The 20,730-nt window shown below is 39.4% G+C and carries 22 protein-coding genes; 3 read left to right on the top strand and 19 right to left on the bottom strand.

Annotation, left to right across the window (positions count from 1 at the left end; translation table 11 throughout):
• The first annotated feature begins 3 nt into the window (after nucleotides 1–3).
• The gene (locus tag NSQ59_RS06225) at nucleotides 4–714 is read left to right on the top strand and encodes a DUF3298 and DUF4163 domain-containing protein (protein WP_340830148.1); all 711 of its coding nucleotides are present in this window, start codon (nucleotides 4–6) and stop codon (nucleotides 712–714) included.
• A gap of 89 nt (nucleotides 715–803) precedes the next feature.
• Here the strand turns inward: NSQ59_RS06225 and lacD are convergent, their stop codons facing one another.
• The 15 genes from lacD to NSQ59_RS06150 form a co-directional block, all read right to left on the bottom strand.
• Nucleotides 804–1,820, bottom strand: coding sequence for a tagatose-bisphosphate aldolase (gene lacD, locus NSQ59_RS06220; RefSeq protein WP_340830146.1), 1,017 nt, complete (start codon nucleotides 1,818–1,820; stop codon nucleotides 804–806).
• A 12-nt stretch (nucleotides 1,821–1,832) separates the two neighbouring features.
• Nucleotides 1,833–2,774: a hexose kinase gene (locus tag NSQ59_RS06215; protein WP_340830144.1), complete on the bottom strand. Its 942-nt coding sequence runs from the start codon at nucleotides 2,772–2,774 to the stop codon at nucleotides 1,833–1,835.
• Nucleotides 2,775–2,876: 102 nt separating this feature from the next.
• Nucleotides 2,877–4,073 (bottom strand): SIS domain-containing protein, encoded by a 1,197-nt coding sequence (locus tag NSQ59_RS06210; RefSeq protein ID WP_340830142.1) that lies wholly within the window; start codon nucleotides 4,071–4,073, stop codon nucleotides 2,877–2,879.
• Between the two features lie 488 nt (nucleotides 4,074–4,561).
• Nucleotides 4,562–5,041, bottom strand: coding sequence for an MFS transporter (locus NSQ59_RS06205; RefSeq protein WP_340833145.1), 480 nt, complete (start codon nucleotides 5,039–5,041; stop codon nucleotides 4,562–4,564).
• A gap of 44 nt (nucleotides 5,042–5,085) precedes the next feature.
• Nucleotides 5,086–5,883, bottom strand: coding sequence for an MFS transporter (locus NSQ59_RS06200; protein WP_340830141.1), 798 nt, complete (start codon nucleotides 5,881–5,883; stop codon nucleotides 5,086–5,088).
• The gene (locus NSQ59_RS06195; RefSeq protein WP_340830140.1) at nucleotides 5,864–6,802 is read right to left on the bottom strand and encodes an alpha/beta hydrolase; all 939 of its coding nucleotides are present in this window, start codon (nucleotides 6,800–6,802) and stop codon (nucleotides 5,864–5,866) included. Before NSQ59_RS06195 ends, NSQ59_RS06200 begins: the two co-directional genes overlap by 20 nt.
• A 205-nt stretch (nucleotides 6,803–7,007) precedes the next feature.
• A complete protein-coding gene (locus tag NSQ59_RS06190) occupies nucleotides 7,008–7,373 on the bottom strand; it encodes a Na-translocating system protein MpsC family protein (protein WP_340830139.1) in 366 nt (121 codons plus the stop codon).
• A gap of 68 nt (nucleotides 7,374–7,441) precedes the next feature.
• Nucleotides 7,442–8,227 (bottom strand): 2-keto-4-pentenoate hydratase, encoded by a 786-nt coding sequence (locus NSQ59_RS06185; protein ID WP_340830136.1) that lies wholly within the window; start codon nucleotides 8,225–8,227, stop codon nucleotides 7,442–7,444.
• A complete protein-coding gene (gene dmpG, locus NSQ59_RS06180) occupies nucleotides 8,224–9,255 on the bottom strand; it encodes a 4-hydroxy-2-oxovalerate aldolase (protein ID WP_340830134.1) in 1,032 nt (343 codons plus the stop codon). The genes NSQ59_RS06185 and dmpG overlap by 4 nt, the downstream gene beginning before the upstream one ends.
• Nucleotides 9,242–10,156, bottom strand: a complete 915-nt coding sequence (locus NSQ59_RS06175) for an acetaldehyde dehydrogenase (acetylating) (protein ID WP_340830133.1) — start codon at nucleotides 10,154–10,156, stop codon at nucleotides 9,242–9,244. The genes dmpG and NSQ59_RS06175 overlap by 14 nt, the downstream gene beginning before the upstream one ends.
• Before the next feature lie 18 nt (nucleotides 10,157–10,174).
• Nucleotides 10,175–10,954, bottom strand: coding sequence for a 2-keto-4-pentenoate hydratase (locus NSQ59_RS06170; protein ID WP_340830132.1), 780 nt, complete (start codon nucleotides 10,952–10,954; stop codon nucleotides 10,175–10,177).
• Nucleotides 10,955–11,049: 95 nt separating this feature from the next.
• A complete protein-coding gene (locus NSQ59_RS06165) occupies nucleotides 11,050–12,525 on the bottom strand; it encodes an aldehyde dehydrogenase (RefSeq protein WP_340830131.1) in 1,476 nt (491 codons plus the stop codon).
• Nucleotides 12,518–12,988: a RidA family protein gene (locus NSQ59_RS06160; protein ID WP_340830129.1), complete on the bottom strand. Its 471-nt coding sequence runs from the start codon at nucleotides 12,986–12,988 to the stop codon at nucleotides 12,518–12,520. Before NSQ59_RS06160 ends, NSQ59_RS06165 begins: the two co-directional genes overlap by 8 nt.
• The gene (locus NSQ59_RS06155) at nucleotides 12,963–13,997 is read right to left on the bottom strand and encodes an amidohydrolase family protein (protein WP_340833144.1); all 1,035 of its coding nucleotides are present in this window, start codon (nucleotides 13,995–13,997) and stop codon (nucleotides 12,963–12,965) included. Before NSQ59_RS06155 ends, NSQ59_RS06160 begins: the two co-directional genes overlap by 26 nt.
• Nucleotides 13,988–14,542: a 3-hydroxyanthranilate 3,4-dioxygenase gene (locus NSQ59_RS06150; protein ID WP_340830127.1), complete on the bottom strand. Its 555-nt coding sequence runs from the start codon at nucleotides 14,540–14,542 to the stop codon at nucleotides 13,988–13,990. Before NSQ59_RS06150 ends, NSQ59_RS06155 begins: the two co-directional genes overlap by 10 nt.
• Nucleotides 14,543–14,819: 277 nt before the next feature.
• Here NSQ59_RS06150 and NSQ59_RS06145 point away from each other — a divergent pair, with 277 nt between their 5' ends.
• Both NSQ59_RS06145 and NSQ59_RS06140 read left to right on the top strand, forming a co-directional pair.
• Nucleotides 14,820–15,476 (top strand): Crp/Fnr family transcriptional regulator, encoded by a 657-nt coding sequence (locus tag NSQ59_RS06145; RefSeq protein WP_340830126.1) that lies wholly within the window; start codon nucleotides 14,820–14,822, stop codon nucleotides 15,474–15,476.
• The gene (locus tag NSQ59_RS06140) at nucleotides 15,473–16,132 is read left to right on the top strand and encodes a Crp/Fnr family transcriptional regulator (protein ID WP_340830124.1); all 660 of its coding nucleotides are present in this window, start codon (nucleotides 15,473–15,475) and stop codon (nucleotides 16,130–16,132) included. Before NSQ59_RS06145 ends, NSQ59_RS06140 begins: the two co-directional genes overlap by 4 nt.
• 98 nt (nucleotides 16,133–16,230) lie before the next feature.
• Here the strand turns inward: NSQ59_RS06140 and NSQ59_RS06135 are convergent, their stop codons facing one another.
• The 4 genes from NSQ59_RS06135 to NSQ59_RS06120 all read right to left on the bottom strand — a co-directional run bounded on the left by NSQ59_RS06135 (nucleotide 16,231) and on the right by NSQ59_RS06120 (nucleotide 20,716).
• On the bottom strand, nucleotides 16,231–17,706 hold the full coding sequence (locus tag NSQ59_RS06135; protein ID WP_340833143.1) for a 4-hydroxyphenylacetate 3-hydroxylase family protein: 1,476 nt from the start codon (nucleotides 17,704–17,706) through the stop codon (nucleotides 16,231–16,233).
• Nucleotides 17,707–17,757: 51 nt separating this feature from the next.
• On the bottom strand, nucleotides 17,758–18,222 hold the full coding sequence (locus NSQ59_RS06130; protein WP_340830123.1) for a flavin reductase family protein: 465 nt from the start codon (nucleotides 18,220–18,222) through the stop codon (nucleotides 17,758–17,760).
• A 183-nt stretch (nucleotides 18,223–18,405) separates the two neighbouring features.
• Nucleotides 18,406–19,155 carry an IclR family transcriptional regulator gene (locus NSQ59_RS06125; protein WP_340830120.1) on the bottom strand — a complete coding sequence of 250 codons (750 nt, stop codon included), beginning with the start codon at nucleotides 19,153–19,155 and terminating at the stop codon, nucleotides 18,406–18,408.
• A gap of 142 nt (nucleotides 19,156–19,297) precedes the next feature.
• Entirely contained in the window at nucleotides 19,298–20,716 is a 1,419-nt protein-coding gene (locus NSQ59_RS06120; RefSeq protein ID WP_340830118.1) for an amino acid permease, read from the bottom strand.
• Nucleotides 20,717–20,730 lie beyond the last annotated feature (14 nt).

The following is a 20,730-nucleotide window of genomic DNA, read 5'->3' as shown; positions in this document are numbered from 1 at the left end:
AAAATGAGGAAAATGAAGTTTTATAAAATAACCATCGCTTTTGCTTTCATTTTTGGCTTACTTTTCGGTGTAACCACTTTCCAATCGGAAGCAAATGCCGCAACGACAAAGGCAAACGTAAGCCAGCACCTATACAAAGGGGTAAAGTTTTTAAAATATCCACAAGTATCTGGTTTGACCAGTAAAACTGCTGAAAAGAAGATCAACGCATCCCTTTTAGGTGCGGCAAAAAAATCCTATAAAGCATACTTAGAGGTGAAAAAACAGGAGAAGGAAGCTAAAGGCGATAAGAATTGTAAAGATTTCCCTTCCTCCTGCCATTATGAATATCAATCCCTTTACAAAGTAAAATACAACACAAGCGGGAAACTTAGTATTCTATATACTGATTATCAGTACACTGGCGGTGCACACGGCATAAGTGCAGTGACTTCCTACAATTACAGCCTGTCTTCAGGCAAGCAATATAAAATCAGTGATATATTGAAAACTAAATCTAACTTTGCGAAGGTACAAAAGTATGCCTATAAATACTTTAGCAGCCATGAACCTTACTCTTATTTTGTTAACAAAGTAAGTGATGTACCAGTGAACAAAAACACACAATTTTACTTTACAAAAGGCGGCATCTATCTAATCTTTCAAGAATACGAAGTTGGACCTTACGCAGCAGGGAACCCAACAATTAAAATCCCAAGCTCCCTCTATAAATAAGGGTGTCAGGCACCCTCAGTGGACATTTTGGTATTTTGTACGCTACAGATGGACAATGAATATATGTCCTCCTGTTACGTACAGATTCCTCATTTGTCCATGAGTGGTGCCTGACACCATTTTTCTGCTTTGGTGAACCAAGGTTTTGCGGTTTTCTTTAGGACTTCATTTAAATCGGTGATGTTTTTCTTGCCTTCTGATTGCATCCAGTGGCAGCCTGCTTCCTCGCCTAGTTCTGCGAATGGTTGGACACCGTTTTTCCATGTTGCCCGACCGCAAAGAACACCATTAAATTCTGCACCAGCTGAGGCCGCGAATTCCAACGTTTCTCGGAAAAGCTCTGCGCTTACTCCGGCACTTAAATATATATAAGGCAAGTCTGTTGCATCACTTTGTTCTTTAAAGTATTGTTTCGCTTGTTCTATTGTATAAATAACCTCTCCTGCTGAAAAACCCTCCACATAGTTCATGTTAACAGGAACCTCCACCTTCAAAACATCTACTTGATATCTTGGTTTTGAGAATTCTCGCATCATGTCATTTACCTTATGCGGCTTCACTTTCGCATATTCAACACCTTTGACATCCTCATTTTTTGCATCGTAAGAAACCAGTTCAAGAAAAAATGGAATATCCTCGGCAACACATTCCGATCCTAAGCGCTCGACAAATGCATGTTTGATATTATTAATTGCTGCGTCTTCGTCCACGTCATAGTATAAAAGAAATTTTACAGCATCTGCCCCCGCTTCTTTTAATCTCTTAACAGACCATTCGTCCAGCAAATCTGGCAATCGTCCTGGTACCGTTGCGTCATAGCCCGTTTTTTCATAAGCCAGCAGCAATCCTGCGTGAACATCCCTTACTCCTGCTGCAGGCAGTCCATATTCCGGGTCTAGTAGAATAGCAGAAGCATATTTTGTCAGCTCTTTACTTACCATTTTTTTGAAGTCTATAATTCCATTGTCCCCAATATCAATGGTACTTGCGCTGCTTATCATTTTTTTCAAAGAGCCCCGCTGATCAATAGCCAGAGCACCGATAATCCCATTTTCATCCGACAGACGCTTCAAAGCTTCTCGTTTATTTTCAGTTAACTTTAACAAGGTGTTCACTCCCTACATGATTTTTTGTATCTCAATTTGGCTGTAAACAAAATCAAACTTTTCTGAATTCACAAAACCTGTCTGTGTTTCCATAGCATTCAGCACACCAGTTGTCATCGCTGTTTTAATCACATTTTCAACCGTTTTTTTTTGTAAAATGGCTACCGCCAATCCTGCAACGACCGAATCTCCTGAGCCAACTGGATTCACCACCGGCACTTTTGGGATTCTCGCAAAATAATAATCATCTAGATACTTAATGAAAGCCCCTTTTGCTCCAAGAGAAACCAGCACCCAATCTATTCCGCTAAAGCATGAATGTGAAACCGCCTCTCTAAGCCCATTAATATCATCTGCGGAAACCTGCAAGTCTAGTAATTCATTTAACTCATCTATATTTGGTTTAATAGCCAAAGGTCTAGCTTCCTGAAAGTCCAAAACCTGCTTCAAAATTTTTTCAGAGCAATCTAGTATCACTGGAATTTGCTGTTGCTTCGCTAATAAAATCATCTGAGAATATAAAGACGCCTCCAGCCCTCTTGGAAGACTACCAGAAATCGTCACAACTTCACCCTTTTCCAGCAGTTTGGAGTAATGCTGCAAAAATTGCATCTCTTCTTGTTTCGAAAAGGTTGGGCCCGCTTCTAATATTTCTGTCTGATTCCCGTCATGAAGGATGGCAATACAATTGCGGGATTCTTGATTGGTTTTTAAAAAGTCATGAGAAATTCCATCTAGCTGCAACTGACTTTCGATAAAGTCTCCAATGGTGCCGCCTAAAATACCGGTTGCCATAACAGGCGAATTCAGCAAATGAACCACCCTTGCCACATTCAGTCCTTTTCCGCCCGCCGTTTTCAGGACATTTTCCACACGATTCACACCATTTAGCCTAAATTCCTCTAATCGATACGAAATATCTACCGATGGGTTCATCGTAACACTTATAATCATTTCATTATTCTCCTTTTAAAAAGGTCAAAGACAATGTGAGTTAAAGTATACCTATGTCGCTGATTTTACTTTACGGGAAACTATAACTCACAAGAAAAACAATTATTCAAATGGATATATCGTTACTCCTTGCACAACACGGTTCACACTGCCATTCGGAACAGGGTTATCTGGTGTAATTTTCAAATTTAGGGACTTATAGACGGCAAGAATTTGCGCATAAATAATGTATGGGAAGGATAGCCATACATCATCTAGGGAAGCTGGTATGTCAAGTTCTGTTTTAATACTTAAATAGTAATCGCTGTTTTCCTCTGCGTCGTTTATATATTGATTTGATATCGCCATCACGTTCAATCCGCATCTATTTTTTTCAGCATATAACTCTTTTAAAATATCTAAATCATATTTCTGGGTATATGGATTGCTGCTGATAAAAACAACTGTAAGGTTTTTATCATTCAAAAGTGTTTTCGGACCATGACGGAAGCCTAATGGCGATTCAAAATATGTAAATACATTCCCATCTGTTAACTCAAGCATTTTTAAAGATGCTTCATGTGACAGTCCTAGAAGCGTACCAGAGCCTAAATAAATAAGACTTGTAAATGGAATGGACGATAATTCCTTTAAAGTCGGAAGCGAATGTTCGAAAACATTATTACCTGTATCCATAATCCAATTAACATTGTCTTCCAATGTATTCAATCTATCCATTTGAAAAATTAGCAATACACTTAGCATCATGCATGTAAAGCTGCTTGTCATTGCAAAGCTTTCATCATTGCTGCCTTCTGGCATTACCAGCAATAATGTTCTATTTCTGGTGTCCGGCTTTTTCGCTAAAAAACCGTCAGGATTGCAGGTAATGTGGATGGAGTAAAAATCCTTAACGATTTGCTCCCCCAATTCAACTGCAGCAACACTTTCAGGGCTATTTCCGGATCTTGCGAACGAAACCATAATCGTCGGCATATTCTCCTCTAAATAATACCTCGGATTCGAAACAATATTGGTAGTCGGAATGCTGAGAATCGTAAATGCTTTATTCTCACATACTTTTGTTAAATATGGCTCAACGGTATCGCCAACAAATGCGGATGTTCCCGCCCCTGTTAAAATAACTTTGACAGACTCATACTTTGCTGTGATGGCGTGAAAAAATGCTTGAATTCGATCCTTTTCGCGTTGGATGTACTGATATGTTTCCCCCCAGAGCGCGGGTTGATGAGAGATTTCTTTATGTGTGTGATAAACACCAAGCTCTTTTAATTGTTCTTCTGTTTTGTTTATAAACAATGTCTCCACCCCTACCCTTTTTATTTTTTTCATTTTTTCGTACATAATGAAGATTTTAAACTTCTTTTGAAATAGAATATAGTGTTGTTTCCATTTTTTTAATTTAATGGCATAGACAAGCTTCTCAAATGCACATCATTAAAAATAAGCCACCTGGCTTTTTTATCAATCACCTCACCTTTCAGAAAATTCTGTTGTAGTGTTGTCATTACCAGTTAACCACTTAAACACCATTTCGTCAAGGTGAGATGAAGAGTCCCGTTCTACCATCAATTGCAGTAGTATACCTAAGTTGTGCTATGAATAATTGTTTTTGTGATGTTCAACCATTTTTTCGTGGCATTCTTCGATCATTATGGAAACAATTTTTTTAAGAAAGATATTTTTTCAGGAACTTTTTCTATAAAAAAACCTCTGAGGTTCTCCCCCAAAGGCAATAATTCAATACTTTTCCAAGGTTTTGATTTTTATTATTTAAGCTAAACTTCTTATACGTTCTCTCTCTGCTTAATAGAAGGCATTAATAAAATAATGATAGAAGCTATAAGACCAACGAAGGCAAACATATAAAAATTAATTCCGAATCCTAAGTTTTTACTCATAATGAAACCAACTAGAATGGGACCAATAACAGCCCCAAATCTTCCTATAGCAGAGGATACCCCGATAGCTGTCGCGCGATTTTGTGAATCATAATGTTTCATCACATAGCTAGCAAGAACAAACGTCGAACCTGTTGTCCCAAATCCTGAAACTGCGATTAAAAAATAAAGCAAAGAAATATTAAATTTTATACTTAAAAGAGCAATGCTAATTGCAGCTATTAGATAAGTAAGACTAATGACTTTTTTTGGTTGAAATCTATCTGCTGCCCTTCCTGCAATTATTCCTCCGATAATAGCACCAAGGTTAAAAGTAAGTAAAAATAACATGCTTGATTTCATTGGATACCCGGCACTTTTCATCATTTGCGGAAGCCATGTATTTATGCCATAGATTAGTAAGAACGCCATTATATAAATAATGCTGAAAAGAAGTGTTGATCTAAGATATTTTCTTGAAAAAATGCTAGTAAAAAATTAGATTTTTCCTCCATACTTTCTTCATATAAAATATCCTGAGAAATCTGGTATTTTGTTATAATTTTATGTGCCTTATCTTCCTGCTGATTGGATTTCAAAAATTTAATAGATTCAGGCACAAATTTTATAATGAAAGGGATTAATATAATTGGAAAGGTGCCGATTAGAAACAAAAATCTCCAACCAAAGTTGTTTATAAATAGCATTCCTGATATCGATGCTGCTACACCCCCAAACGCGAAACCAGTATACATGAGAACATAAACAAGGGATCGGTATTTTCCGGGAGAATATTCTGTTGTCAAAGCGGAGGCAGCCGGTACAATCCCTCCAATCCCGATACCTGCAATAAACCGAAAAATCCCAAACCATTCAGGTGAATTGGAAACGGAAGTTAATGCCATCATGATGGATAGTAATAGAAGAAAAGCAATTAATATTAGCTTTCTTCCAAATTTATCGGAGAGAATACCTCCAATAACTGAACCAAAAAACATACCTAACAATGCGTAACTTCCCATTGCTCCAGCCTGAGTAGAGGAAAGCCCCCAAACATTGGGATCCATAAGAGATGGAAGTACTACCCCATAGACAACTAAATCATATCCTTCAACGAAGATCGATAACCAGCAGAATATTGTAACCATTATAAGAATTTTCCTGGCAAACATGTTCACGTTTGGTTTTATCTTTTCAACTTCAAATGCTTTATTGGATATTTCGCCCATTATTATCCCCTCTTTCATTCATAATAGAAAGTTCCTGCATTGCACTGAGTTTCATTATTTGCCTTTCCGAAAAATTTCCGCTCTTTGATTCACAAACGCTTCTTTTAAGAAAATCAATCAATTTAGGATATAAAAAGGTATTAGGGTAATGACTTAAAGTTCCACCATCAATGTAGGGCAATTGATTAAAGAAAAAATGTCCGCTATCTTCAATCCGAATACTTTCAACAACTATCCCCTCCTTTCTTAATTTTTCAATGAAACTCTTAGATTGTTCCGGCCTTACAACTTTGTCTTTTTCTCCCCAGATAATAAGAAATTCAGTATCAAAAGTCGGATTTGCTATTGCCTCTTTTATGTAATGTACTGGAGACGCCGTTTTGAAAGCCTTTTCATTTCCTTCGAAAGAAATGCCCAGGAATTTTTCATAAATATTTTCCTCCCTATCATTAATAGGATTTAAACACTCATCTACTAAATCGTAAATTCCATACACTCCTATTACAGAGCAAATATTATAACTGAATGCTTTATACTTTAAAGAAGTTAAAGCTGCCAAATATGCACCTGCGGAATCTCCAATTAGTCCAATTCTTTCCACATCTAATGACCATTGATTGGATTTTGCAACTAACCAATTCAATGCCTGACCAATATCCTCAAGGGCACCTGGATATGAGGAATAAGTTAGGGTAGAAAGCCGATAGTTTATTGCCATGACAAAATATCCTTCCTCAGCAAGATTTCTCCCCCATTCCTTGTACATTTCCTTTGATCCTGATTGAAAGGCTCCACCATGAATAAGAACAAGAATAGGTAACTCATCATCACTATTAGATGGCTTATAAATATCAGCAGTTAAGTATTCACGTTCAGTCTCCCCGTAAACTATATTTTTCTGAATGATTATCGAATCCAAAGCCAACATCCTTTCTCATCAAGTTAGAAAATAAAAAAACCACAACTGAATAAACCGTTTCATTTAGAACAGTTCATACAGCTGTGGTTTGTCTTTTGTAAAAGACCACCCGGGCGCTATCTATAAAGGTCCAAAGGGGCCGCCTTTGCACGTTTTATTTATCTATTTGATTATATATAATTTTCAGTAAATTAACAACAAAATATTAAAAAATTTTATTTTCAAGTAGCAATACACATACCGCAGAATCTTGTTCTAAATTCCAGGACTCATAGTTTTCAATAATTTTACATCCAATGAAATTCTCAAACACCTCCATTCGATGCTTTTTATCCAATTCCATAAAAATTCTTCTAGCTTCCATCACTATTTTTTTCCCCTCGGGATCATGTATTAGCTTTTTCTCTCTCTCTGTTAAAATTCCGCGAATAAAGTAAACAATAGTATCACCCATAAATTTAACCTCTGTTTGTCTGGGTCCTTTCCCGCCGTTACGTTTAATATAGTTATTGATAAAATTAAGAAATTCTAGTTCAAATGTATTTAGGTCTTTTATTTTCGTTTGCAACATTCATACCCTCTTTCATTTGTAGAAGAGAAAAAATCCCTCGCCGCAAAATAGTGGTACCTGATACTCTGCTATTTACATGTAAAAGAAACACTGCCTAACCCATCAAACTGAGCAACAAAGGAATCTCCTTCCGTAAATGCAACCGCTTCGGATAATGCACCGGTTAAAACGATATCCCCTTTCTTTAAACCTTCCTGTCGTTGGCCAAGTTTGTTTACGGCCCATGCAACTGCTTCTGCTGGATGTCCTAATACGGCTGCTCCAGATCCAACAGTAGCCACTTCACCATTCTTGGACATCACCATGCCAATCTTTGCTAAATCAAGCTGCTCTGGTTTTACCCACTTGCTTCCAACAATAAAACGGGAAGAGGAACAATTATCTGCGACTACATCTACTAAGGTAAAATGAAAATTTAAATAACGGCTATCAATAATTTCAATAGCAGGGGCGACATATTGGACTGCCTTAAGGACATCTTCTGCCGTTATATCTGTTCCTTGCAAATCTTCCGCCATTAGAAACGCTATTTCCGGCTCTGCTTTTGGATGGATCAACTGTTTGCTGTCCAACTGTTCCCATTCAAATGCAAGCATATTGCTCAATAAATAACCATATATGGCCTCATTAACCCCCATCATGTTTTGCTTTGCTTTGCTCGTTAGACCAAGCTTTACCCCCGCTCGTTTAGCGCCGTTACTCATTTTGCGCTCAATAAGCTGCTTTTGCAGTTCGTAAGCATCCTCCACTGTTAAATCAGGGTAACGATCGGTGACTTTTACTACTTCCCGTACCTCATTTTCAGCAGAATAAAGGTAATCAATTATTTCGATATCTGTTCCTTTTACAATCATCCTTGATTCCCCACCTTTCCTTTCGCTAATTCCGCTGCTACATCCAGGATCATATCCTCCTGGCCCCCAACCACTTTTCTCTTTCCAAGTTCAATGAGAATATCACGCGGATCAAGATTAAATCGTTTACCTGCTCTTTCTGCATGAAGCAAGAAACTCGAGTAGACGCCTGCATATCCCATTGTAAGGCTGCCCTTTCGGATTTCCTGTGAACCCGGCAGAATCGGCCCAACAACATCCTCCGCTAAATCCATCATTTTATATAGATCTATCCCGACATCCAGTCCCATACGATCTAATACGGAAAGTAAAACCTCTGTCTGGGTATTACCCGCGCCAGCACCAAGGCATCGCACACTTCCATCAATTCTTGTTGCCCCTTCCTCAATAGCAATAAGCGTGTTGGCAACGGCTAATGAAAGATTATTGTGGGCATGAAAACCGACTTCAATATCTAACGATTCCCGTAATGCTTTGACTCGCTCGCGAACTTCATGCGGTAAAAGGGCACCCGCAGAATCTGTAATGTAAACACCTTGCGCACCGTAGCTTTCCATTAATTTTGCCTGTTCCACCAGTTTTTCTACTGGTGCCGAATGGGCCATCATTAAAAAGCCGATCGCCTCCATTCCCAGTTCCCGAGCCATTTGTATATGCTGTGCAGATACGTCCGCTTCGGTCACATGTGTGGCAACACGCACTAATCCTGCTCCAAGCTCCCGCGCCTTTTTCAGTTCATGCACGGTACCAATACCGGGAATTAATAAGACAGCAACCATTGCGTTCTTACATTCGTCAACTGCTGCCTCGATGAGTTTCATCTCATCCACAAGCGACTTCCCATACTGCAAGGTAGATCCCCCTAATCCATCGCCATGGGATACTTCAATATAGTGCATCCCTGCTTCATCCAAGGCTTTTGAAACTTTTCGTACTTGATCTACCGTGAATTGATGGCTGACAACATGACTTCCATCTCTTAAACAAACTTCTGTAATTTTAATAGGTTTGTCACTATTTCGTTTCATAGATGCCAACCCTCTCTTCCTTACCAGTTGAATTTTTCGCTAAAAACACGCCGGCATATTCTTCGCCGACCTTTACGGCTGCAGCAGTCATGATATCTAAATTTCCTGCATAAGGAGGAAAATAATCACCAGCTCCTGTTACTTCTAAAAAAACCGTTACTTGGTTTCCCTCAAAAAGCGGTTCTTGCTTTAATTGATAACCCGGAACATATTCTTGCACACTATGAACCATTTCCAATATCGCCTGGTTAATTGCTGCTTCATCCATCTTTTTCACTTTGCAATATACTGTATCGCGCATGAGAATCGGTGGATCTGCAGGGTTTAAAATAATAATGGCTTTTCCGGAGTCTGCTCCGCCTACCTCTTCAATCCCCTTTTTTGTCGTTGTGGTAAATTCATCAATATTAGCTCTTGTACCTGGCCCGGCACTTAGGCTGGAAATGGTTGCAACGATTTCCCCATACTCTACATCCGCAATCTTGTTGATGGCATGGATAATGGGGATCGTAGCTTGCCCCCCACATGTAATCATATTGACATTTTCAGCATCCATGTTTTCACCAAGATTAACAGCTGGGGATACGAATGGGCCAACTGCTGCTGGAGTCAAATCAATCGCTATTCTTCCCAGGTCTTTTAATATTTCCGCATTTCTTACATGTGCCTTAGCTGATGTTGCGTCAAAGACGATATCCGCCAATTCCGGTTGGTCAACAAGTGCTTGTATTCCATTACTAAAGGTCTGATATCCCTCTTTTCTCGCTCTCTCTAACCCATCTGATGCAGGATCTATCCCGATAACAGCGGTTAATTCCAGCACATCACTGCGCTTCAGCTTATACATTAAATCTGTGCCTATATTTCCTGAGCCAATAATGGCAGCCCTGACTTTTCTCAATATGTTCACCTGCTTTCATTATTCAAATTGAACGGATACCGACCCAATCGCTCCAAATTCCGCAGTGATATGGTCCCCGCTTTCTACCACGACAGCCGCGGTTAAGGCTCCCGGTAAAATTAATTCTCCCGCTTTAAGGGAAATATCAAATTCCGACAGTTTATTCCCCAACCATGCTACTGCATTTGCTGGATGTCCCAGAGCTGCAGCACCCGCACCTGTTGCAATCAATTCTTGATTTTTATATAAAAGCATTCCATTTGTCCGCAAATCAATTTGATCTAACGTTGCATACGTATCTCCTCCTACTACTTTTGACGAAGATCCATTATCAGCCACTGTATCAACCAATTTAATCTTCCAATCTTCTATTCTGCTATCGATAATTTCAATTGTAGGGACGACAAACTTCGTTGCCATTAAAACATCTAAAAAAGTTAGATTAGGACCCGCTAAATCTTCTCCAAGAATAAAACCAATCTCTGCCTCAATCTTTGGAGAGATCATGCTGTCAATGTTAACGGTTGCTCCATTTTCAACCTTCATATCATCGAATAGATGTCCGTAATCGGGTTCATTGACCCCTAACATATTTTGCATTGCCTTGCTCGTTAATCCGACTTTTTTCCCGATGATGGTTTGCCCTTCTTGCAGTCTTCTTTTAACCATCTCCAATTGGATATGATACGAATCTACAACAGTTAAAGTATCAAAACGTTCTGTAATGGGAGCTACTGGTTTCCTTTTTCGCTCCGCTTCTAATAGCTCTCCTGCTAGCTGTTCTATTAAAGCTGACATCGTAAGCCTCCTCTTTAAAATAGTTAGTTCTAAATTTCTTTTTGCAAGGAAACCCCGCCAATTGGCGAGGTCAAATGAATCAATATAGAGTCATATTAGAGTTTCATCGTAACCGTCTTAGCCTCTGTGTAAAATTCAAAGCTATGCCGTCCGCCTTCACGTCCGATTCCGCTTGCTTTTGAGCCCCCAAATGGAGTGCGTAAATCGCGGATATACCAGCAATTCACCCAAAGAAGTCCTGCATTTACCTCAGACGTAATCCTCCCGGCACGTCTTAAATCATTCGTCCACACGACTCCGGCTAGCCCATAAATAGAATCGTTTGCGATCCGAATGGCATCTTCTTCTGTTTTAAATGGAATGATGACAATGACCGGTCCGAAGATTTCTTCTTGAGCAACTCGCATTTTATTATCGACATCGTAGAGAACGGTAGGTTCATAGAAATTCCCTTTTTCAAGTCCTGCGACACGCTTACCGCCATAAGCAAGCTTTGCCCCTTCTTCTATTCCAATTTGTACGTAGCGATCCACCGTTTCTAAATGCTCCTTCGATACGAGTGCCCCCATATCTGTCTGCTTATCTAATGGATCCCCAACTTTTATCTGACGTGCTGCATTTGTGAACTTTTCTAAAAATTGATCATAAATGCTCTCCTGTACTAATAAACGGGATCCTGCTAAACAAATTTCCCCTTGATTGCGGTAAATAGCTTCAATGGATCCCTTTACTGCTTCATCAAGGTCTGCATCTTCAAAAACAATGTTTGCGGATTTCCCACCTAATTCTAAAGAAACAGGAATCAAATGTTCCGAAGCATTTCTCATCACTGTTTTTCCAGTATTGCTCTCACCTACAAAGGAAATACGGCGAACATATGGGTGTTTTGACATAGTCGTACCTACTGTTCCCCCTGGTCCGGTGATAATATTTAAAACACCGGGCGGCAATCCTGCTTCATTGGCAATCTCCCCAAGCATCACGGCACTGAGCGGTGTATAGGATGCCGGTTTTACCACAATCGTATTACCTGATGCCAATGCGGCTGATGCTTTCCATGTTAATTGCATGAACGGTAAATTCCAGGGAATGATTAAGCTTGTTACGCCAGCCGGAGCATATTTTGCATAGGAAGTGAAGTTATGCTTTTCGTAATGCTCATGCACCATATACTTGGACATTTCCGCAAAAAAGCGGAAGTTTTGTGCCGCACGAGGTATATCAAAGCCTAGGCTTTCTTTAATGGGTTTTCCGACATCGATTGTTTCAACATATGATAGTTCTTCTACCTTATCCATGATTAAGTCCGACATTTTACAAAGAATATCCGAACGTTCTTCTACAGGCATTTTACTCCAAATACCACTTTCAAAGGTTCGCTGTGCCACTTCAATAGCCCTTTTGGCATCTGCCTCATTTCCATTTGCAACAGATGCTAGTTTTTCATTTGTCGCAGGATTAATCGTATCAAACGTTTCTCCTGAAAGAGCATCTACATATTCCCCATCAATAAAGAGTTTGGCATCTTGTATGTTTACATGTCCTTTTTCTATTAATACTTCCTTACTCACATGCACCCTCTCCTTCTACCTCTAGGACCATTTCAATTTCAATCGCTGTATTATTAGGCAGTTGAGCCATCCCAACTGCAGAGCGGCCATGTTTTCCTTTTTCTCCAAAGACATTAACAAGCAGGTCGGATGCTCCGTTCATCACTTTTGGCTGCTCTGTAAAATCTTCTGTGCTGTTCACAAATCCGAGAATTTTCACAACCCGCTTCACCTTGCTTAATCCCCCAAGCTCGTGATGGACAACACTTAATAAATTCAACATCGATTGCCGCGCAGCAAGGTAACCCTCCTCCACTGTCAGGTCTCTTCCTAATTTCCCGTGGTATTGGTCAACCCCTTGCCCGGAAGTGAATAATAGATTTCCTGCACGAACACAAGTGACATAGTTACCTGCAGCAGGTCGGACTGGTGAAAGGGACAATCCTAACTCTTCTAATCTACTCTCCGGTGTTTGTTGAAGCATATACTGCACCTCTTTTTTTCTTTTCAATATTCAAGAATTTCGCGGCATTTCCGCCTAGCATCGCTTCTTTTTGTTCACTGTTTAATCCATCCGTATCGTCAATGACTTTTCCAGGATCAATTTCCCGCAGCAAGAATGGATAATCAGAGCCCATAAATATTTTCTCGTGTCCGAAACGTTCCATCATAAACTTAAGATTAAGAGGATCATAGTTTAAGGAATCAAAAAAGAATTTCTTTGCATAAAAACTTGGCGGGTGATTTGTTAAGCGCAGATGCGGCCATACCTCCCAGCCTTGATCCAAGCGTGGCAATATGTACGGAAATGAACCGCCGCCATGTGCAAAACAAATCTTTAAATTTGGAAACTTTTCCATAATCCCGCTCCATATTAAGGTAGCTGCTGCTAATGCTGTTTCGCTTGGCATCCCAACGGTGTACATAAAATTATGGCGCGGCATCCGCTCACGTCCTAACGTTTCCCAAGGATGAATAAAAATAGGCACATCCCACTTTTCCGCCATCTCGAAAAATTCTATGAAGCAAGGATCATCTAAATTTTTGCCATTTACATTCGTCCCGATTTCAATGCCATGAAGATTTAATTCATTCATGCAGCGTTCCATTTCCTGAATCGCTGTTTTCCCATCCTGCATGGGGACAGTTCCTAAACCGACAAAACGTTCTGGGTATTCAGCAACTGTCTCCGCAATAAAATCATTTTGAATTTTTGCCATTTGCAGCGCTTCCTGTGGGTCGGCCCAGTATGAGAAAGTTACAGGGATTGGGGATAGAACTTGGATATCTACCCCTTCCCGATCCATGTCTTGAATCCGTCTTTTTGGATCCCATACCTGGTCGGTAACCTCACGAAAGTTTTTTCCTCCTACCAAAATCGTGGCTCCGCAAGTACATGTTTGCTCTAATACTGGCCATTTACCGCCACCATACTTTTCCTCGAAGTTAGGAAAATGGCTTGGAATAATATGAGTATGAAAATCTATTCGCATTGCCATTCTTTAACCTCTTCCGACATAATGTGTCCGCAATGCTCGCATGTGCGAAGGCCTTCATCACTATTAAACGCTTCAATAGCTTCTTTTACTTGAACTTCAATATTGGTAAGCTGAATAGTTACCTTGTGCATTTCCTTATTGCAGTTATCGCAAAACCACACGAAATCCTCCGTCTCGCCTTTTCCACGTTTTCTTTCCACTACAATTCCATACGTATCCGCGATACGATGAGGAGAATGCGGAACATCGGCAGGAAGCATAAACATTTCCCCTTCTTTCACCTCCACAACTTCACGTTCCCCAGCCTTGTTAATACACTCGACATAACAAGAACCTTTCACTTGATAAAATAATTCATCAGATGGGTCTACATGAAAATCCCGGCGGCGATTTGGACCACCAATCAGCATCACGATAAACTCTGAATCCTCCCATAAAACCTTATTATTAACTGGCGGTTTTAATAGATCCTTGTTATCCTCGATAACTTTTAACAAATTCAATGATCTGGCTTTCAATGATTGTGTTTGTGTATTCATCAATAAACATCCTCCTGATTTTTAGAATTAATCGTTTAATATCCTGCATTTGCAAGTGGTTACAATTAAATTTAGAAACTGGCGTATTCTTCCTAAATTCCATCACCACCTTCAGATACTTAAAATCGATTTCGTAAAATTGACTATAACAATTGCATGTATTAATCTTAATATATGGAAACTTCCGAATGTTGTATCCTATTTAACATTTTGCTCGTATTTTTTGTAAGCGTTTTAAATTAGGTCATTATTTAGTGGAAAAAGGAGTTGTTTTACATTGACAGTTCTTTTTGATCACAATAGCAACTGGGGGCATTTTATTTTATATGGCAAAAGGATGTTTTTTAAGGAAAAAACAACTATTTACAAGCAAGGAACATATGGAGACGGTTTTTATTACATTGAAAAAGGATTAGTGAAGGTAACAACAAAGACCACTAATGGAAATGATTTACTTATAAATATTGCTATCCCAAGCCAGTTAATCGGTGTCCAGGCAATGGATCAGCAAGTACATTTTTCAACTGCCGAAGCGATTAAGGATTCTGTTTTGTACTTCTTTTCTTACCAGACTGTCACTGAACTGATTTACAAAAATCACCATATCCGCCGCTTGCTGCTGCAAACGGTCATTCATAAAATGCACACGCTCACACCTAAAATCTACTTAGACTTACTCTCATCTGAACAGCAAATAGCCCACATATTATTAAACGTCTATTTGGAATTCAAGCAATTTGAAATCCCGTTAACACAAGCAGATATAACAAAATGTACCGGACTTACAAGAATAACCGTTTATAAGGTCTTAAAAGAATGGAAAGAAAAAGGCTATATAGAACCATTGAAAAAATTCATTTTAATCAAGAATCCATCCGCTTTGCAAAAGTATATTGGGGGCTATTCCTCCCAGGTGGAAGTGAAAAATAGATGATCAAATTGCGTTATACATGGGAGCCATACATAAAATACGGACGAAAATTAGAACTCGATAAAGGTTCCTACCTTTATAATCAACAGGAAGAAGGAAAAGGTTTTTATTACTTGGATAAAGGAGCAATAAAAATTTCGTTACTTTCGCACGAAGGATTAGAACGTACCATTAATTATGTACCGGAAGGAATGCTTTTCGGTGAGCACGGAGTAAATAACGAACCCTATTTGACAACAGCATGTACGATTACTTCCTCCGTCATTTATTATTTTTCGGATCAGGCATTTGAAGAAATCTGTAATACTTTCCCAGAGGCCATCACGATATTTACCGATTCCCTTATTTTTAAATTCAGGACATTAGCGGAAATTATTGCTTTTATGAATAGTCCTGTGGAACAACAAATGGCACATTTTCTTATAAAATTAGTTAGTGAGAATGGCAGCATCCCGCTCAATCAAACAGAGTTTGCGAAATACATTGGCGCTTCGCGAATAAGTGTTAATAAAACATTAAGCAAGTGGAGAAAAAGCGGGATTATTGACTTCATAGATAACAAAATTTTCATTACCGATATGAAACAATTAGACGGGATTCGTTTAAAATCTGTTGATTTCCCGTATCATTTAGATCATCTTTTGTTATCGTCGGAGTAATTATTCTTATGAATCCAAGTAAATCATTAGATAAAGGAAAAAGGTTGTGAAATATTTTGCACACAACCTTTTTTCTATCATTTGCCGATTTAATTCATTTATTTACTAGTCTCCAGTTCTGTTTTAAGCGCTCCTTCCAATGCATCATCCACCATGGAAAAGGTGTTATTTCGTTTGAAGTTGCTATAGAACATACCTAATTTCCGAACGGGATCACCTGAGTAATAGCGTTCATATTGTACAAGTCTTTGCCCAAACGCTTCTCCGCACAAATCCCATGCAAGCTTAAACAAGCGGACTCGTTCCGTTGCAGACACTCCTTCTCTTCCACCGTAGTACTTCTCGAAATCTTCACGTATATCCGGATGGCTGTAGTCATTAGCCGTAGGGGATAAAAGCAATCCTCCTGCACCTATCGTTTGAATAATTTCAATTGCCCGCGGATACGCTTTTGGTAAAATTCCTCGGATGGTTTCAAGCGGAATACCAGCTGGAATTGCTTCACCATGAGCATTCACTTCAAATTCCCGCTCTGCTGTCCGCAGTAAAGCTCGAATCGTTTCAACGGATTGGACGAGCTCACCTAGCTGGGTTTGTACATTTAAAAACCCATCTACTCCAATGGCATCAGCGATTCTAGCGGCCACTTGGGAAGCAAATTTCAGCTTCACCAATCCTCGTACGCCATTTTGATGCGTATTTTGGCTTAATCCTGTTTTGGAATAAAGCTGGTTTGCAGCTTCGCAGTTATTATAAAGGAATACGCGGTCCCATGGAACAACCACATCATTGAATACGAGAACGGCATCCATCTCTTCAAATCTTGAAGCAAGCGGATGGTCCACAACCGGACGCTTACCATCCTGAGCTGGTTCACGGCATAAAATACGTAATCCCGGAGTATCAATCGGAATGGCAAAAGCTAAAGCATATCGCTCATCACCAGGTCTAAATCCCGGGAATGAGTAGATAATGACCTCATCTGTTATCGGAGCAAGAGTTGCAAGCATCTTTGCTCCTCTCACCACTAAACCATCTGTTGTTTCCTCAACGGCACCTAGATGTGTAAATATATCCTTTTGCTGATGGGATGGCTTGCTTCGGTCATTTTGCGGATTGATTAACGCATGGGTTAAAAACAAATCATGATCCCGAATGTACTTGTAGTAATTTTGAATATTTTCTCCCCATTGTGGGTTATATTGGTTAAAAAAGTCTTGACTGCTTGCCATAGATGTAACCGTAACATTTAAGAAATCCGGTGTTCTTCCCATCAAACCAAATGTTGCCTCTGCCCACGCTTCATATAATGCCCTGCGTTTCATTAGATCCTCATAATTTCTAGGAACGATAAAGGCATTCGAAACTCTCTCTCCCGTTTCTTCGCAAATACTCGTAATTTTATCACGATATTCAGGATCGTGCTGCATATCGTATAATCTCGCAATTTCGCGTATCGGCTGTTTAAAGTTTTCCTCATTTACGATATCTGTAATCCGTCTTCCACCCAGCCATATTTCCGGATTACGTGACTTTAATCCATTGATATATTGCTCCCCTGTTCGTATTCCCATCATTCTTTTCCTCCAATCAAATTTTTTAGAAAACGATTACATATTTTTTAATTATGTGGCTGCTGTTTGAAGAAACTTACCTTGGTAGAAAATCAACCCGTCTCCCGTGTTGTAGGAGGAATGACTAACCTTTCCTAAGTATAAAATATGGTCGCCAGCCTCATATTCTTGCCAATGGGTACACTCAATGGTGGCCAAAGTAGCTTTTAGTTTGGGGCCAAGCGGCGTTTCCTCCCAATCAATTGTTAAGTCTTGTTGTGGCTTCCCCGCAAATTGCCATGCAAGCTTTTCTTGTTTTTTCGTGAGGATATTAATGATAAATGGCCTTCCTTTTAGTGACTTACACGCCTTAGCATTGCGGTCAATCGAAATGAGCACCAGCGGAGGCTCTAAGGATACAGACGTAAAAGAATTTACTGTAATTCCATAACGCTGTCCGTCTTCACCATTCCAGGTAACCACGGTAACTCCTGTAGCAAATCGCCCAAAACAATTTCTCAGCTCGCGTACATCCATTTTTCATGATGCCCCCTTCTATTCCTAAAAGAATGTAACTATATTTTACGAAAACTACAATTTTACAAAATTCAAAAATTTCATAATATGAAATCTCGAAAATTTTTATGAAAAATCTCCCGTTCTATCCATATAAAAAGCGGAAAGCTCAGGGCGATCAACCTCATGAACTTTCCGCTATATTTACATTTCTAAATATCCTAATTCCTTCGATATCTCTTTTGCCGTGCTTAAAATACTTTGTACGATAACCGGATGCTCCCTTCCTTGCATATAAGAAATCGGACCAACCATATTTAGAGCCGCTACCGTTTGTCCCGTATAGGATTTGATGGGAGCAGCAATCCCATAAATGCCATATTCGTTTTCATTATTGCTGATGGCATACCCTTTATTTCTAATATTGTCTACCTCCGCTTGAAGACGATCAATAGAAGTAATTGTATTTGGGCCTCTTTGCATCAATCCGCTTTTAATTGTGGTCTGTAATAAGGCTGGGTTAAAGGACAGCAACGCCTTTCCTGTGCTAAAACAATAGGTTGGCTTCCGCTCACCGATATACGTAGGTACTTCAATCGCATGACGGGAAGACATTTTTAAAACAAAGACAAAATTCCCTTTTTCATCGAGCATTCCTATATGAACAACTCCGTTAAAGCTTTTCACTAATTCCCCGATAAGTGGAGCTGCTCCATTGTATATATCCTGCTGATACATCACACTTTTGCTCCACTCAAGCAATCGCCATCCAAGCCGATATTTATTCTGACTGTCTTTTATCAGTATTCCTTCCTTATACAAGGTACTGACCAAATGATGAACAGTACTGGGATTCATATTTAGCTTTTCCGCTATTTCTGAATTTCCCAGTGCCACTTCATCATTAGTAAAACAATCTAAGATTTTGCAAATTTTATGGATTGACCCAATCATCTTTTCCCCTCCTCAAAAAATACCATGATGAGGTTCGTCTTGATGAAAAAATTTGTATTCAATCCTATTAAAGCGAACTAGAACGCTCTATGCAACAATAATTTGTAATCGTTTCCATTTTAATCTGTTTACGTCCAGTTAATTAAGCAGATTTATGATCGTTTTTACGATCTATTTTATTCCTGTTTACTGTTTTCCATATAAAATAGGCAACCGTGATAAAGATTAACCATGGAAATCCTAACGTTAAGGTTGGCCGGAAGTCTTTCGAAAACCATGTAGAAAGAACTACAAGTGCTAAAAGTACGGCACCAAAAATAGTCAGATACGGAAAACCTATCATCCGAACCGGTAATTTTCTTCCTCCCGTGTTATCCCACTTGCGGCGGAAAAATAGGTGGGTAACAAAAATCATAAACCAAGCAAACATCGCTCCAAAACTGGACACTGAAATCATTGCGGTAAAGGCCGTATCAGGGGAAACGACCGTATAGATAGTAGCAATCGCAATACCAATAGCAGAAAGCGCCAATGAACCAACAGGAACTTTTCTTTTACTCAATTTTCCTAATCGTTTAGGTGCAAAGCCACCTCGTGATAGAGAAAACATCATTCGAGTGGAAATATAAAGCTGACTGTTCATTGCAGAAAGAGCAGCAATAATTACCACAAAGTTCATAATTCCACCCGCACCAGGAATATGGAGAATCTCCATTACTTTGACAAATGGACTTTTATCAATTCCAGCTGATTTCCAAGGAACAATCATTAACATAAGCGCAAGAGTTAAGATATAGAATAGCACAAGTCGAAAAACTGCTGAACGCAGGGCAAGCGGAACAGCTTTTTCCGGTTCCTTTGCTTCTCCAGCACTAACAGCAATCATCTCAATACTTAAATAACTAAAAAGGGAAATAAATACTGCTATCCACATCCCCCCGAATCCATGCGGGAAAAATCCGCCTGCATTTGTGTAGTTATGCAGACCAATATCCGGATTACTGCTGCCTCCAAAAATCAGAAATGCAGCCAATAAAATAAACCCTACAATAGCAACGATTTTGATTAGGGAAAACCAATATTCTACTGCGCCAAATAAATTTACACTTGTTGCATTAACAAATAAAAGAATGGCAGAAAAAACGAGAATCCAAACAATGCCTGGGACTGCAGGAAACCAGTATTTCATATATACCGCAACGGCAGTAACCTCTGTTCCTACCGCACATACAATACTGAACCAGTAAGAATATCGAACGGTAAAACCTGCCCAAGGATTCATATATTTTTCCGCATAAGCACCAAACGATCCTGATGTAGGATGAGCTACCGTCATTTCCGAAAGACATCCCATTAGAAGGAGTGCAATCAGAGCACCAATGGCATAACTCACGATTACACTCGGTCCTGCCGTAGATATAGCCAAACCGCTCCCTAAAAATAATCCTGTTCCAATTGCGCCTCCAATGGCAATCATTGATAGCTGTCTTGTTGTTAAACCACGCTGCAATCCTTTTTCTCTTTCCATAATGTCCTGTAAATGATTTTCGTTTTGACCCATCTTCCCATCTCCCA

Source organism: Margalitia sp. FSL K6-0131 (assembly GCF_038008735.1).
Lineage (GTDB): Bacteria > Bacillota > Bacilli > Bacillales > Bacillaceae_C > Margalitia > Margalitia shackletonii.
The sequence above is the reverse complement of the archived record's forward strand: the minus strand, read 5'-3'. Positions and strand labels throughout refer to the sequence as shown.

Excerpts from the sequence above, each read along its gene's own strand:
- NSQ59_RS06120 (WP_340830118.1), bottom strand. The coding sequence starts at position 20,716 with ATGGGTCAAAACGAAAATCATTTACAGGACATTATGGAAAGAGAAAAA.
- NSQ59_RS06155 (WP_340833144.1), bottom strand. The coding sequence starts at position 13,997 with ATGCGAATAGATTTTCATACTCATATTATTCCAAGCCATTTTCCTAAC.
- NSQ59_RS06130 (WP_340830123.1), bottom strand. The coding sequence starts at position 18,222 with ATGGATGTACGCGAGCTGAGAAATTGTTTTGGGCGATTTGCTACAGGA.
- NSQ59_RS06185 (WP_340830136.1), bottom strand. The coding sequence starts at position 8,227 with ATGATTGTAAAAGGAACAGATATCGAAATAATTGATTACCTTTATTCT.
- NSQ59_RS06205 (WP_340833145.1), bottom strand. The coding sequence starts at position 5,041 with ATGATGAAAAGTGCCGGGTATCCAATGAAATCAAGCATGTTATTTTTA.
- NSQ59_RS06150 (WP_340830127.1), bottom strand. The coding sequence starts at position 14,542 with ATGAATACACAAACACAATCATTGAAAGCCAGATCATTGAATTTGTTA.
- NSQ59_RS06140 (WP_340830124.1), top strand. The coding sequence starts at position 15,473 with ATGATCAAATTGCGTTATACATGGGAGCCATACATAAAATACGGACGA.
- NSQ59_RS06135 (WP_340833143.1), bottom strand. The coding sequence starts at position 17,706 with ATGGGAATACGAACAGGGGAGCAATATATCAATGGATTAAAGTCACGT.
- NSQ59_RS06215 (WP_340830144.1), bottom strand. The coding sequence starts at position 2,774 with ATGATTATAAGTGTTACGATGAACCCATCGGTAGATATTTCGTATCGA.
- NSQ59_RS06125 (WP_340830120.1), bottom strand. The coding sequence starts at position 19,155 with ATGATTGGGTCAATCCATAAAATTTGCAAAATCTTAGATTGTTTTACT.
- NSQ59_RS06190 (WP_340830139.1), bottom strand. The coding sequence starts at position 7,373 with ATGTTGCAAACGAAAATAAAAGACCTAAATACATTTGAACTAGAATTT.
- NSQ59_RS06160 (WP_340830129.1), bottom strand. The coding sequence starts at position 12,988 with ATGCTTCAACAAACACCGGAGAGTAGATTAGAAGAGTTAGGATTGTCC.
- NSQ59_RS06200 (WP_340830141.1), bottom strand. The coding sequence starts at position 5,883 with ATGGGCGAAATATCCAATAAAGCATTTGAAGTTGAAAAGATAAAACCA.
- NSQ59_RS06225 (WP_340830148.1), top strand. The coding sequence starts at position 4 with ATGAGGAAAATGAAGTTTTATAAAATAACCATCGCTTTTGCTTTCATT.
- dmpG (WP_340830134.1), bottom strand. The coding sequence starts at position 9,255 with ATGAAACGAAATAGTGACAAACCTATTAAAATTACAGAAGTTTGTTTA.
- NSQ59_RS06170 (WP_340830132.1), bottom strand. The coding sequence starts at position 10,954 with ATGTCAGCTTTAATAGAACAGCTAGCAGGAGAGCTATTAGAAGCGGAG.